Annotated in this window: 12 protein-coding genes, 1 tRNA gene and 1 other RNA gene; 6 read left to right on the top strand and 8 right to left on the bottom strand. The window is 39.7% G+C overall.

What is annotated here, in order from left to right; translation table 11 throughout:
* Window positions 1-30: 30 nt before the first annotated feature.
* Window positions 31-348, top strand: a complete 318-nt coding sequence (locus AC4PL9_RS01720) for a tetratricopeptide repeat protein (protein WP_491603061.1) — start codon at window positions 31-33, stop codon at window positions 346-348.
* Here AC4PL9_RS01720 and rnpB read toward each other — a convergent pair.
* Window positions 348-736: RNase P RNA component class A (gene rnpB / locus AC4PL9_RS01715), an RNA gene on the bottom strand. The genes AC4PL9_RS01720 and rnpB overlap by 1 nt on opposite strands.
* Before the next feature lie 141 nt (window positions 737-877).
* On the opposite strand from rnpB, the gene AC4PL9_RS01710 reads away from it, so the two are divergent.
* Complete coding sequence (locus AC4PL9_RS01710) at window positions 878-1,462, top strand: RNA polymerase sigma factor (RefSeq protein ID WP_491603060.1); 585 nt, start codon at window positions 878-880, stop codon at window positions 1,460-1,462.
* A 32-nt stretch (window positions 1,463-1,494) separates the two neighbouring features.
* A complete protein-coding gene (locus AC4PL9_RS01705; protein WP_491603059.1) occupies window positions 1,495-2,760 on the top strand; it encodes a T9SS type B sorting domain-containing protein in 1,266 nt (421 codons plus the stop codon).
* 4 nt (window positions 2,761-2,764) lie between these two features.
* Here AC4PL9_RS01705 and AC4PL9_RS01700 read toward each other — a convergent pair whose 3' ends face one another.
* From AC4PL9_RS01700 to AC4PL9_RS01680, 5 genes are read right to left on the bottom strand one after another with little or no spacing between them, the layout of a single operon-like run.
* On the bottom strand, window positions 2,765-3,685 hold the full coding sequence (locus AC4PL9_RS01700; RefSeq protein ID WP_491603058.1) for a GSCFA domain-containing protein: 921 nt from the start codon (window positions 3,683-3,685) through the stop codon (window positions 2,765-2,767).
* Between the two features lie 10 nt (window positions 3,686-3,695).
* Complete coding sequence (locus AC4PL9_RS01695) at window positions 3,696-4,988, bottom strand: polysaccharide deacetylase family protein (RefSeq protein WP_491603057.1); 1,293 nt, start codon at window positions 4,986-4,988, stop codon at window positions 3,696-3,698.
* The gene (gene wecB, locus AC4PL9_RS01690; RefSeq protein WP_491603056.1) at window positions 4,988-6,133 is read right to left on the bottom strand and encodes a non-hydrolyzing UDP-N-acetylglucosamine 2-epimerase; all 1,146 of its coding nucleotides are present in this window, start codon (window positions 6,131-6,133) and stop codon (window positions 4,988-4,990) included. The genes AC4PL9_RS01695 and wecB overlap by 1 nt, the downstream gene beginning before the upstream one ends.
* A 28-nt stretch (window positions 6,134-6,161) precedes the next feature.
* Window positions 6,162-6,911, bottom strand: a complete 750-nt coding sequence (radC, locus tag AC4PL9_RS01685; protein WP_491603055.1) for a RadC family protein — start codon at window positions 6,909-6,911, stop codon at window positions 6,162-6,164.
* Between the two features lie 9 nt (window positions 6,912-6,920).
* Window positions 6,921-8,378 (bottom strand): potassium/proton antiporter, encoded by a 1,458-nt coding sequence (locus AC4PL9_RS01680; protein ID WP_491603054.1) that lies wholly within the window; start codon window positions 8,376-8,378, stop codon window positions 6,921-6,923.
* A 214-nt stretch (window positions 8,379-8,592) separates the two neighbouring features.
* Between AC4PL9_RS01680 and AC4PL9_RS01675 the strand changes: the two genes are divergently transcribed.
* Window positions 8,593-8,677 (top strand) — tRNA-Ser (locus AC4PL9_RS01675).
* A gap of 39 nt (window positions 8,678-8,716) precedes the next feature.
* Here AC4PL9_RS01675 and AC4PL9_RS01670 read toward each other — a convergent pair.
* A complete protein-coding gene (locus AC4PL9_RS01670; RefSeq protein WP_491603053.1) occupies window positions 8,717-10,129 on the bottom strand; it encodes an aminotransferase-like domain-containing protein in 1,413 nt (470 codons plus the stop codon).
* A 111-nt stretch (window positions 10,130-10,240) separates the two neighbouring features.
* Between AC4PL9_RS01670 and AC4PL9_RS01665 the strand changes: the two genes are divergently transcribed.
* A complete protein-coding gene (locus AC4PL9_RS01665) occupies window positions 10,241-11,299 on the top strand; it encodes a branched-chain amino acid aminotransferase (protein ID WP_491603052.1) in 1,059 nt (352 codons plus the stop codon).
* Between the two features lie 7 nt (window positions 11,300-11,306).
* Here the strand turns inward: AC4PL9_RS01665 and pdxR are convergent, their stop codons facing one another.
* Window positions 11,307-12,725 carry a MocR-like pyridoxine biosynthesis transcription factor PdxR gene (gene pdxR / locus AC4PL9_RS01660; RefSeq protein WP_491603051.1) on the bottom strand — a complete coding sequence of 473 codons (1,419 nt, stop codon included), beginning with the start codon at window positions 12,723-12,725 and terminating at the stop codon, window positions 11,307-11,309.
* A 97-nt stretch (window positions 12,726-12,822) separates the two neighbouring features.
* Here pdxR and AC4PL9_RS01655 point away from each other — a divergent pair, with 97 nt between their 5' ends.
* Window positions 12,823-13,311, top strand: a complete 489-nt coding sequence (locus tag AC4PL9_RS01655; protein WP_343785627.1) for a cupin domain-containing protein — start codon at window positions 12,823-12,825, stop codon at window positions 13,309-13,311.

Genomic DNA, 13,311 nt, shown 5'->3' with positions numbered 1-13,311 from the left:
TTCCGTATTTTTGTAACAAACGATTGCAAAATGAAAAACGAAAGACTGGAACAACTTCGTCAAATGCTTAAAGAAACACCCAACGACATTTTTGTCCGATACGCAATCGGTCTGGAGGTATATAAAACAGAAGATTTCGCTTCTGCTATCCAACACATGAAAATGCTAGCTTCAGAACACCCCTCTTACTGTCCCGTTCACTTTAAGCTAGGGCAGTGGTACGCTGAAAGCGATAATATTGAAGAAGCTATAAACTGGTTGACAAAAGCTCTTCGGATTGCTGAAAAAGAAAATGACCCGAAGGCCATTAACGAAATAAGAGAAGCACTTTGGCTTCTGGAAGATTAAAAAACGGCAAGCCAATAAGCCGGGTTCTGTAATGTGTTAACAACACATCTTCATCATTTATCTAGCCCCGGTTTCACAACCGGGATCAATCGACCTACCCTCCGGGATCGGGCGAGCAACCCTCAACCCCCGGTTTACATGGTCTTTCAGCGCGTAAGGTTTACCCTGCCTTTGATGTCACCACCAAAGCGGTAGGCTCTTACCCCACCTTTTCACCTTTTCCTGACAAAGTAAACTCTGCAAGGTAGTTTATTTTCTGCGGCACTTTCTGTCCCCGTCTGCTTCAGCAAACGAAGCCTTCCCGTTAGGAAGTACACTGCTCTGTGCTGCCCGGACTTTCCTCTCTTCCGGTTTTATCAACCGAAACAGCGATGAAGTAGCTTACCGATACAAAAGTAGGGCAGATCATTCAACTTTTCTCAAAAATCACAATATTTATTTACATCCGGAAGGACAACTGTTTCTGGAATATTTTATACTTTCAGGCAACCGTCCGGGAAAAATAACGTTAATAATCCGAAACAAACTTGTGGAAAAAGAAGACCGTAACAAACAACTCAAAGAGATCATAGAAGGATGCGTTCGGGGAAAACGAAAGTATCAGGAGCGTCTCTTTAAGATGTATTACGGAAAAATGCTATCTGTATGTATGCGTTACATGCCCGATCAGGATTCTGCGCAGGAGATAGTACAAGTAGGTTTTATTAAGGTCTTTGATAAATTGGGAAGTTACGATTTTAATGGTTCATTCGAAGGATGGCTACGACGAATTATGGCCAATACAGCTATAGATGCCATACGTAAGTCTAAAAAAGATCCGTTTTTGGCAGAAGACGAAGCACGAACTTTTAAGGACAATAGTCCTGAACCAATGATCCATGAGGAAGAGATTGAACTAACAGGAATGAAAGCTGAAATGGCAATGAAGGCGATTCAAAGTCTTTCACCCGCTTACCAAACTGTCTTCAACCTCTACGTTTTCGAAAATCAAACACACAAAGAAATTTCAGAAATACTCGGGATTTCAGAAGGAACCTCAAAATCGAATCTTGCCAAGGCAAAAGCCAATTTAAAAAAAATATTAGAAAAAGAATTTGACAAAATACACCACTAAATCCATCAAAATTTGGTGAAACTAGAAAAAAAATGAAACAGAATCTGGAAAAAATATTCAAAGCATCTCTTGAGAATCATGAGATGCCTTATGATGCCGGAGCCTGGGAAAATGTAAAAAATCAACTACCAGGAGGCAAGCTATCCTCTTTAACTAAAGCAGGGATTGCTGCCGGTATTATTGCTGTTGTATCGCTAATCACATTTTTTACCTTACCTGATCAACATACGGATAAACAAACTGTGCAACAACCTTCTCAGACAACTCCGGTTAAAACCATCGAAAAAACGACTGAGAATACTGAAAAAACAAATTCACAGGAGACAGAAGAAACAGTTTCCGTTTTACAAGCTGAAACCTCAGGTGAAGCAGATTCTTCAATGCCAGAGCAAGCAGAAAAAAGAGGAAACACACCTGCTTCGATCGATGGAAAATCAACTCATCAGGAAACGCAAAAAGATCCTGCTCCTGTTAATTCAAATCATGCAACCGGTACACTTAAAAATATAGCGGACACCTGGACCCCACTTGCTGAGAATGCATACATTCAACTCAGTGAAAAAACGATCTGCAAAGGATCTGAAATCACAGCTGTTGTGAAAAATGTACCGAAGAATACGCTAATCGAATGGAAAGCTGGTCATTTACTTGCTGCGAACACTTCAGAGATAACACTGTCTCCTGAAGAGTCCGTTCTGATTGAAGTACTATTGACAAATAAAGATAATACCGATAAAAAAGTGCACCAAAGTGCACAGGCTATCGTAAAAGAATCTAAAAAACCTGTTGTTAGGATAACTGAAGACATCAAGAATACCAAACCCTATTTCAAACTTGAAAATCAAAATCAAGAGATAAAAGACATTAACTGGACGATGGAGTATTCACATGCATCCGGAGATGTTTTGGAATTATATATGACCGAAAAAGGTAGATATACTTACTCTATTGAAGGTCGTGATTTGAATAACTGTCCTGTGAAATACGAAGGAGAAGTTGAGGTACGAGAAGACTATAATCTATTGGCTCCTAGCGGATTCTCTCCAAATGGAGATGGTCTTAATGACCGATTTATTCCTAAAGCCCTGCTAACGAGAGAAGTTGAATTCAAAATGAGCATTTTTGACAGATCCGGAGGGCTTGTATATCAAACAACGGATAAATATAGTTCCTGGGACGGTACAACACTTAATGGAGAACGAGCAAAATTAGGGAACAACTTTGTTTGGGTAGTAACGCTCATTAATGAAGAAGGTCTCCCCGAAAAATATTCAGGAAATATTATTATAGTACAATAACAAATTACCAAACAATCAGAGGGTTTTCTTTTAGAAAGCCCTCTCTTTTTTTAGCCTGTTCCTGATAAAAATGTTTCGCAGCATCTCCATCACTCATTACCCTATGCATTTCAGCTTTCCGAAGCTTATCGATCCTACCGAATAACTGAACTGTTTCCTTAGCTACCATTGCTGTCGAAAATTTATCAAAAATGTACTGTATAGCAAATTCTGAAGGGTGCACAAGGTCATCTTTGCAAAATCGATAGTCCCGCAAATCGTCCATAAATAATTCGTAAGAGGGAAAATAACTCACTCCCAACGCATGAACAAGCTCTATGAGGCGGGATTTACTTCTATTGTTCTCAATAATCCCATCCCGGATATGCCGGACAGGACTTACCGTTGTTACAATCGTAATTTCGGGATTCAGAATCTTGATTTGTGTGATGAGTTTTCGCCAAATGCTCTGCATTTCCTCGACTTCCGTCAGGCGTTTGGAAAAAAAGGCTGCTGGCTGTTTGTGGCAATTCGCTACAATCCGTTCATCCAGATAGTAGCCCCAGGCCGTACCAAACGTTAGAATTAACACTTTTGCTCTTTTTAAAAACTCCCGTGATTCAGCAAATCGAACTTCCAGTATGTTTTTCAATTCACTTTCAGAGGTACCTGATAATTTTCCATGTACATCATAACTAAATATACGTCCATCTCTTTGACACATCCTAAACTCACTTTTCGGATTGTTAACAATCCGGTCAAGAATTTCAGCCATGGCCGATGGATGAAAAAGGGTCCCAAAAGGGTTATTTAACACTGCAAAACCAAAATACTGTAACTTGTTTCCTACGTTCTCTGAAAAACAGCTTCCCAGGCTCAGTATCCTGTCCCCATGCGATAACTTAGTAGGAAAATCATCAACCAATACCTCTGTTCGAAACTTCATTATTCTTCTCTTAGCTGTTAAATGTCGAAACGGTATAATCTAACACTTCCTTCCACCCTTTCCATATTCCCGTTTCTCCAATCGTTTCGTTATGCCAGATACAACAAAAAATACCACCGTATTTCTTAACCTCCCGCACTAAATTCTCTATCAATAGTTTTGCCTCATCAGGCGTTTGTCCCAGATATTGATTCAAGGTTCCATCCATATATACAAAAGGAACCAGTGTAAGATCGGTAACCTCATCCTTTTCAAGGTCGTAAAAAGCAACAGGGCGGGCAGTGCCCAAACGGAATCCTACATCGTCTGCAAACCCCATTGAATAGTCCCGTTTCATTCCTAACGAAGCTAACCTCCGAAAAGTTACCGGAAACTCTATCTTCAAAAAGTGTTGTCGTGAATCGTACACAGGCTGATTCAATATAAACTCAAGACGTCCCCTTTCTTCCGAGATCTTTCTTATTTGTGTATTGGAAAAATAACTAGGGTGAATCCCAACCGGGATAGTCTGATTCAAATTCCGGATCAATCGTTGATGAAAAGGCTGTGTCCAGGGGACATTCCTATCGTATTTATGCAAATCTCCAAGTAACCAAAATACCCGTACCGGAATAGTACTTTCCGATAATTGAACAATTACATCAAAGGTATCAAACGGATCTTTTTCTTCATTATTGAGAACATTTCGCCGTAAATCCATCCGTTGATGATTTCCCGTCAAAAAGTCTTTTATTCGCCCTCCTAATAACTGGACAGGATTCTTATACCTAAAGGCATAAGTATTATCAATATCAAAAGTAACCAGCAACTCTGATGAACGCACTGGATTCAATTTACACGGATACAATTCCTCCAACCACTTTATAAGTGCTTCGGCCCAATAATCACAGATAGGCAATTGTAACCACCCGTTTCTTGCCTGTACAGAATCTTTTGCTTTAAACCTTCCATGTTCATCAGGGACAAATTCAAGGTACTCCTCATATCTTGACAGAACGTAAAAAACAGAAGCTATAGGATCTATTTTTCTCTTAAAAAGTAAGCATTCATTACCCATCCATTCTCCCGTAGAAATTTTCTGATCAAAAACTTCTTCTTCAAACAAAAGTTCTGCAGGAGATATCGTAGGGTACTTCATTGAAAAAGGGTAATCGCTATATACAAAGCCTACACCTTTTTCTAACTCACGGATAAACAGTTCCGGATCATTTGTCAACGTATAGGTAACCCCTCTTGCTTCAAAGATAAAATCAAGCGTATAGCTTAATCGCTGAGTAATACTATCTGAGAAGATCCAAACCATTATACATCTTTCAAAAATTCAAGAACCTTTCCGACAATAAATTCGGCTGCTTTTCCATCTCCGAAGTAAGGTGCAAAAGTTGTATTCATTTCGTTTTTCATCCAGTTGACTCCGTTGTATATTTTATCCGGATCAGCATCAACGAGCAAAGCATTATTATCATTACAGATTTCTACCCACTCTGTCTCTGATCGCAAAATCAGAGACGGTTTATTAAAAAAATAGGCCTCTTTTTGTACACCACCTGAATCGGTAACAATAAACCACGCATTACGCTCCATATCCATCATTTCCAGATAGGAAGCTGGAGGAATTACCCGTACAGAAGGACTTTCCAATAAATCGCTCCACAGTTCAGGATGAATTTCCGTCAGCACCTTATTTGTTCTTGGATGTAATGGTAAAACCATCATACAATCCTCTTCGTCCGCAATGGACATCAAAGTGTTCAGAATAGACGCCAGACGCTCTGGATTATCCGTGTTTTGAGGGCGATGTATCGTAACCAGGAAGTACTTATTTTTCTCAAGATCAAACTTTTTTAATGCCACACCATCAGTTTTAGCTGAGAAATAGAGGCTATTATCCAGCATAATATCACCACAATGAAAAACCCCCGGTTTATCTGCCGAAAATTTTCCCCGGTAACTAACCTCGAAACCTTCTTTTGATAAATTATCAATTCCGGCCTGAGTCGGTGAAAACAAAAGCGTCGAAGAATGATCAGTAACAATACGATTGATTTCTTCCGGCATGGATTTCTTATAGCTCCTAAGCCCTGCTTCAATATGAATAACGGGTATATGTAGTTTTACGGCAGCAAGTGTCCCCGCCAGAGTCGAATTTGTATCACCATATACGAGTAACGCATCAGGTTTTTCTTTTAATAGAATTTCTTCTATTCCTTCAAGCATTCTTCCGGTCTGCCCTCCTTGTAAAGAAGAGCGAACCTGAAGGTTATACAAAGGCTTGGGTATTTCTAATTCACTAAAAAAATCGCCCGACATTTTCTCATCATAATGCTGCCCGGTATGCAAAATAACTTCTTCTAATTCACTTGAAAAAGAATGTCGCACAGTTCTGCTTACAGCAGCAGCTTTTATAATCTGAGGACGAGCACCAACTATCGTAATTATTTTCTTCATCTTCTAAAACAAACGATAACGGTATTTTTTACATCTTGCCGTTATCTGAGAAGCTAAAGTAACCATTATCAGTGAAAATTACATGGTCCAGAACGGGTAAGTCTATCAACTTTCCGAAATCCACAAGTTTTCGTGTTATCCTGAGATCTTCTATACTTGGTTCCAGTGTTCCGGAAGGATGGTTATGTATCAGAATAACTCCTGATGCTTTGCGATCCAATGCTTTTTTAAAGATCAACTTCCCGTCTACTACTGTACCACTAAAACCTCCCTGAGAAATAAATTCTTTACCAATAATGGCATTGGATCTTGTCAGTAAAAGAATATGAAACTCTTCATGATGCAGATCACTTAAGACAGGCTTCATATAGCGGTAAACGTCTCCGGAAGAATTAATTTTTGGGGTAGAAATTTCAATTTCTTCACCTCGCCTCCTGGCCAGTTCCATGGCGGCTATTATGGTAATCGCCTTTGCCTCTCCAATACCCTTTGTTTGTACAAATTCATGTAGGTCTTTTCTTCCAAGTAAATGCAAATTACCTGAACAGGAACGCAAAATATCCTGAGCTAGCTCTACGGCAGACTTTCTGGATGTACCTGTTCTTAGTAGGATTGCTAATAATTCTGCATTTGAAAGACTACGCCTTCCCTTTAAGGCCATTTTTTCTCTGGGACGGTCATCTACAGACCAGTTCTTGATAGGTTGGTTTTTCATCTCGTAAAAATGTAAAGTTAGGTTATCACAAATATACGATTTCCTTCCGGTTTTTTTACCCATCTTAACATTTTAAGCCAGACATTGCTGTACTTTCTCTACACCATCTGCGCTATCTGAAAGAATAATGAGTTTATCTCCTCCTTCCAACATTGTGCTCCCTGAAGGGGTTATATACTTTCCTTCGCGCTGAATCATAACAATAACACAAGAGTCCGGAATATCCAGATCAACTATTTCTTTTCCTACTACAGGACTACGGTCCAGGACATCAATTTCCAACATAACAGTTTTTTCCTTATCTGAAAGAAAGATATCAACCGGGTTACGATGTTTTACTTTTTCAGGAACAGCAACATGCAGCAGCTTCGCAAAATAGGATAATGTTGTTCCCTGAATCATTACTGATGTAACGGAAATAAAAAATACAATATTGAAGATTATATCAGCCTTATCTATTCCTGCAAGTAAAGGGTAGGTCGCAAAAACAATGGGAACAGCTCCCCTTAACCCTACCCATGAGATATAAAACCTTCTTCGGAGTTTCATCCGAAATGGAATGAGGCTTAAAAACACCCCCAACGGTCTGGCTACAAGAATGAGAAACAAAGAAATAACCAGACCTATTCCTATATAAGGCACTATCTGGGAGGGGAATACCAATAATCCTAATGTCAGGAATAAAACAATCTGCATTAGCCAGGCTAATCCGTCAAAGACTTTCATAATGGTTCGTTTATGAATGATCTTATGATTCCCTAAAAAGACAGCACAAATGTAGTTAGCTAAAAATCCGTTTCCTCCAAGAAAATCTGTTGTGGAAAAGGTGATAAACATCAAAGCAATGACCAGTACAGGGTACAATCCTTCAAAGTCAAGTCGGATACGATTGATGATGTATTTGCTTAACCTTCCAAACAAGTATCCAAACAAAGCCCCCAAAATCATTTGTTGTAAAAACAGTGGAATGACAGACAAAACACTCTTTTCCGGATTTAGTACGAGCCCAAGAAAGGCAATAGTCAATACATACGCCATCGGATCATTACTTCCACTTTCTAACTCCAGAGTGGGTCTAAGATTCTTTTTCAACCCCAAACTTTTTGCCCGAAGAATAGAAAATACGGCTGCAGCATCTGTAGACGACACAATTGCTCCTAACAAAAGTCCCTCGTACAATGTAAAATCAGTTACCAGATAAACAAACACCCCCAGAGAAACAGCGGTGAGAAACACCCCCAACGTAGACAAAGCAACTCCTTGCCATAAAATTGGTTTTATCGCCTTCCAGCTTGTATCAAGACCTCCGGAAAACAAGATAAAGTTAAGTGATACGATCCCAATAAACTGTGCTAGCTTGGGATCATTAAAGCTAATTCCTCCGATGCCTTCCGAGCCAGCCAGCATACCAACCGTCAAAAAGAGTAACAAAGTTGGTACGCCAAAACGATAAGATGTTTTTCCTGCAATTATACTGACCAGGAGTAATAAAGAGCCAATCAGTAAAATATTCTCAATTGTTAATACCATAAATCCTGATCCTGATTTATCTCAAAAGTAGGTATTCTCCCTGAATACTCAAGCAGTGAAAAACATTTAAAAGACATGGTACTATTGATTTCACCTACCTGTCATTAAAAATTGCACGCTTAGATTCATTTAGTTTTCAAAAGGTTAACCCCTACTTCGAAAAAAAAATAAAAAAAACACTTGCAGGTATCCAAAGTATTACTACTTTTGCCGCGGAGAGTTGGCAGAGTGGTCGATTGCGGCAGTCTTGAAAACTGTTGTACCGAGAGGTACCGGGGGTTCGAATCCCTCACTCTCCGCACCTTTTTTTCCTACTATTTCTAGTACGGAAATTATATTTAAACTACCATCCCTTTGGTTATTTGTCCCAACACTCTGAGTTTATCTTCAATTTTTTCATTCCAAACTTGTCCATAGCTCAATCGCACACAGTTTGTAAACTGTTCCTGTAATGAAAACATACGTCCGGGAGCAATACTAATGTTCTGCCGCATAGCCCTTTCATACAATTCAACTGTATTAATCTTCTTATCCAGCTCCAGCCACAACATAAAACCACCCTGTGGATCAGTTACACGAATCTCTTCCGGAAAATAGTCACTAATAGCACGAATAAACTGCAAACTGTTCCCATGAAGATGATTACGTAGATAACGTAAATGCTGTTCAAACTTCCCTACCTCTAAAAAATTCGCTATTGCTTCCTGTGTTAAAGACGTTGTTGACACTGTATGTATCAATTTCTGATGAATTATTTTTTCTTTAAACTGGCCGGGGGCAATCCACCCTACGCGATACCCCGGTGCTAATGTTTTAGAAACAGATCCACACCACAGTACAATTCCCGCTTCATCAAATGCTTTGCAAGGTCTGGGACGAGTACTCCCGAAATAAACATCTCCATACAAATCATCTTCAATTAGCGGAACTCCATTTTCCGATAACAATTGTACTACCCCCCGTTTATGTTCATCAGGCATACAACTCCCCAAAGGATTATTAAAATTACTTACCAACAGGCAAACTTTTATTTTTTGAACAACCGCTTTTAAAGCATCGGGATCAATCCCAGTACGAGGATGAGTTGGTAACTCTAATACTTGCAACCCCAAACTTTCGGCTAATTGTAAAATACCAAAATAGACAGGACTTTCGACTGCAATGATATCCCCCCGTTCCGTTAATGACATCAAGGCGAGCGCGATGGAATTCATCGCACCAAAAGTTGTAACAATATCATCCGCAGACAAAGATCCTCCCCAGTTATACGCATACTTCGCAATATCTCTCCTGAGCTTATAATTTCCCTGAATCTCATCGTAAGCGGTTCCTCCACCGGACAATGATCGCATAGCCTCAACAAGAGATTTGTTTAGCTTTGCAATGGGAAGCAATTCATTTTCAGGAACACCTAAAGAGAACCGGGTAACTTCTTTGTCATTAAGTGATTGGTACACTTTTGCAATCAACCCTCCTACACTTTCACTTCCCGGACTAATTATAGGACGACTCACTTTCGGAGGTTTCAGACGCCCAGACTTAAATGTAACGTAAAACCCCGATTGTGGCCGCGAAATAATCAATCCACTTTTTTCTAATTCAAGGTAAGCCTGAACAGAGGTGTTCATACTAACTCCGAATTCATCGCACACAGTTCGCAGGGACGGCAACTTATCACCCGTTACATACACCCCACTTTTTATCTGCCCTGTAATAATCCGGGCAATCCGTTGATAAAGTAACTCTTTCATATTTAAACTGTACTCAATGAAATTAACAAAATTGTATCTGTTATCATCGTAAAGTTTCAATTTTCTTTGTTTTTACTAAATACTAAGAAAATGGAACTAACACTTTAAAACATGATAAAAAGAAACATTTCTATCCAACAGGTTACAAAAAGTAGCCAGAAAGATTTCAACTACGATGATTTTGTTTTTGGCATACAACCTACCGATCACATATTTCTTTCTGAATTCAGAAATGAAAAATGGCAACATCATAGAATCGAACCCTTCCGAAATCTTTCCTTAAGTCCCAATACACTTTGTCTGCATTATGGACAGACCGTATTTGAAGGAATGAAGGCATTCCGTCAGGATAACGGGGCTGTACATATTTTCAGACCTGAAAAGCATCATTCCCGACTAAACAAATCTTTAGACAGAATGTCCATGCCCCAAATCCCCAAAGACTTATTTATGTCAGCAATAGAGGAACTGGTTCGCATCGACCAACAATGGATTCCTGATAAAACGGACATCAGTCTTTACATACGCCCTTTTGTTATTGCCACAGAACCAAGGCTTGGGGTAAAAATAGCTGATGAATACCTCTTTTGTATAACCTGTACTCCAATGGGTCTCTATTACCCCAAACCTGTACAGGTAAAAATTGAGACCCAATTTATACGAGCAGCAGAAGGAGGTGTGGGTTACGCGAAATGTGGAGGAAACTACGGAGCTTCATTTTATCCGACTCAAAAAGCAAAAGATGAGGGTTTTGACCAAATTATATGGACAGACGCAACAACCCACACATACCTTGAAGAAGCAGGAACAATGAATATAATGGCTGTCATAAAGAATAAACTAGTCACGCCACCACTCAGCGATACGATTCTGGATGGTATCACAAGAGACTCTATCTTGCAAATCGCAAAAGATCTCAAAATAGAAACAGAAACAAGACGTATTTCCCATGAAGAGCTTAGAAGTGAAATAAAAAACGGAAATAAAATTGAATTATTTGGTGTAGGGACAGCCGCTGTTATTTCTCCCATATCTCGTATCAGAATTGAAACAGATGACTACTTTCCTTATACAGAAAAGGATGCAGTTATGTTCCGGCTGAAACAGCAATTAGAAAAAATCAGGAAAGGAAATATTCCCGATACGCACAAGTGGAATCACTTCATTTAGAATCAGACTATAAAAGTTCCGATAATGTTCTCAGCGCTTCTTCCATTTGTTCCTCCGAAAGAGAACCGTACCCAAGGCGCAAGCCATTAATTGGTTTCCCGTAACTGTACTTTTCAGGATGTATAATGCGAATTCCTCTCGTTTCCAATTGATCCGAAAGTTTAGTCCAATCAGTTTCCTGAAGTGGTATCAGCCAAAAGGCAAGCCCCCCGTCAGGAAGCTGATATTTCACCTTATTTTTTAAGTATTTCTCTACTAATTTGGCAGCACAATCTCTCTTTGCTTCATAATATGCCGAAGCTTTTCGGATATGACGCTTAATCGCTCCATCCCGAATTAACTCCAATACTGCCTGCTCCATAATCGTATCTCCCTGCACATCTATCAATTTTCGTAAAGCAGCTGTTTGGGAAACCAATGCATGATTACCACTGGCTAAGAAACCAATACGCAAGGCCGGAGCAACAACTTTACTCATGGTACCGATGTACACATAATTTTCCAATTCAAAAAAACTGGATATGGGTAATACTGGTCGATAACCAAAATGGAACTCATTGTCATAATCATCTTCAATGATTGTAAAACCGTACTGATTTGATAAGCGAATCAACTCCAGCCTGCGCTGCAAACTAAGCGTTGCCGTTGTAGGATATTGTCGATGAGGGGTCAAATAAACAGCCTTTATCTTTTTTTTCGTTTTAAGATAACGTTCAACTTCATCAATAACTATTCCATCGTTATCCACAGTAACAGGCAACAACTCAGCACCTGCCCGCTCAAACACTTCCCAGGCAGGTTTATATCCCGGATTTTCGATTACTACAAAATCTCCCTTTTCAAAAAGGCACTGTGCAATGAGGTACATAGCCATCTGGCTACCTCGTGTAATGCAAACACCACCTTCATCAACATGCATACCTCTGTTATGATTGAGCATCTGGACAATAGCCCGACGAAACTCAGGGTCTCCCCGCTCATCGTTATAACCCATCATTTGCCACTTGGCTTTCCTCCCGAACAGCTGACGGTAGGCTCTGGCTAACTCTGCAACAGGTGCAAAGCTACTGTCAGGATGACCATCATCAATCGATATAAACATTCTTTTATCGACAATGGGTTGATCCGTATCTTTTGATGATTGTTTGTTGTTTCGGGAAGTTAGAGGAAGGGTATCCGATACAAAAGTCCCTTTTCTTTCTTTTGAAATCAACCACCCCTCTATCAGTAAAACATTTAATGCTTCAACAATCGTATTTCTGTTTACACCAATAATTCCCGCCAGATTTCTACTACCCGGAAGAGCATCTCCCGGCTTAAGCCTTCCCGATTGAATGTCAGAAACAATAGCGTCTGCTATTTGCAGATAAACTGCCTTACCTGATTTTTTATCTAACTGGATTTCTATTTTCCACGGACGCAACATCTGGACTATTTAAAATTACAAAAACTGTATCACTTCAATAGTCCAAATATACAATACTTTTGACTTGCAATACTGCAAAAAACAAAAACAATTTGGTATGTCTAAAACAGAAATTAAAAAAAGTATTCATGTTGAACAAAAACAATTCAGTTCAAAAGACTTTCATGAAACCTATGCACGTCCACAGTACGTAAGACCCTCTCACATTATCCATAGAAATGTTGAAAATGAGGGAGAACACAACCAGTTTTCAACGGAGCGAAAACACCCTGTATTCTTTGTTGACCTTCCCAGTAAGAACATCAGTATGACGATTGGTGGATTACTCCCAGGGCAACTAACAAACCGCCACAGACACACGTATGAAACCGTTTTGTACGTGATAGAAGGGAACGGCTGGACAGAAGTTGAAGGGGAACGTGTTGAATGGAAAGCCGGAGATGCCGTTTACATCCCTTCCTGGGCATGGCACCGACATCAGAACACAAGCAACGACACTCCTGCAAAGTATATTGCCTGTGAAAATGCACCTCAACTTCAGAATCTGGGAGTAGCACTTCGGGAAGAAGAAGGTCGGGATCTTTAA

The sequence above is a fragment of the Wandonia sp. genome (assembly GCF_984588085.1).
The sequence above is the reverse complement of the archived record's forward strand: the minus strand, read 5'-3'. Positions and strand labels throughout refer to the sequence as shown.

Bases quoted from the DNA above. Each gene is read 5' to 3' on its own strand.
- AC4PL9_RS01700 (WP_491603058.1), bottom strand. From the start codon at position 3,685: ATGAAGTTTCGAACAGAGGTATTGGTTGATGATTTTCCTACTAAGTTA.
- AC4PL9_RS01680 (WP_491603054.1), bottom strand. From the start codon at position 8,378: ATGGTATTAACAATTGAGAATATTTTACTGATTGGCTCTTTATTACTC.
- AC4PL9_RS01665 (WP_491603052.1), top strand. From the start codon at position 10,241: ATGATAAAAAGAAACATTTCTATCCAACAGGTTACAAAAAGTAGCCAG.
- wecB (WP_491603056.1), bottom strand. From the start codon at position 6,133: ATGAAGAAAATAATTACGATAGTTGGTGCTCGTCCTCAGATTATAAAA.
- AC4PL9_RS01695 (WP_491603057.1), bottom strand. From the start codon at position 4,988: ATGGTTTGGATCTTCTCAGATAGTATTACTCAGCGATTAAGCTATACG.
- radC (WP_491603055.1), bottom strand. From the start codon at position 6,911: ATGGGTAAAAAAACCGGAAGGAAATCGTATATTTGTGATAACCTAACT.
- AC4PL9_RS01720 (WP_491603061.1), top strand. From the start codon at position 31: ATGAAAAACGAAAGACTGGAACAACTTCGTCAAATGCTTAAAGAAACA.
- pdxR (WP_491603051.1), bottom strand. From the start codon at position 12,725: ATGTTGCGTCCGTGGAAAATAGAAATCCAGTTAGATAAAAAATCAGGT.
- AC4PL9_RS01670 (WP_491603053.1), bottom strand. From the start codon at position 10,129: ATGAAAGAGTTACTTTATCAACGGATTGCCCGGATTATTACAGGGCAG.
- AC4PL9_RS01655 (WP_343785627.1), top strand. From the start codon at position 12,823: ATGTCTAAAACAGAAATTAAAAAAAGTATTCATGTTGAACAAAAACAA.
- AC4PL9_RS01705 (WP_491603059.1), top strand. From the start codon at position 1,495: ATGAAACAGAATCTGGAAAAAATATTCAAAGCATCTCTTGAGAATCAT.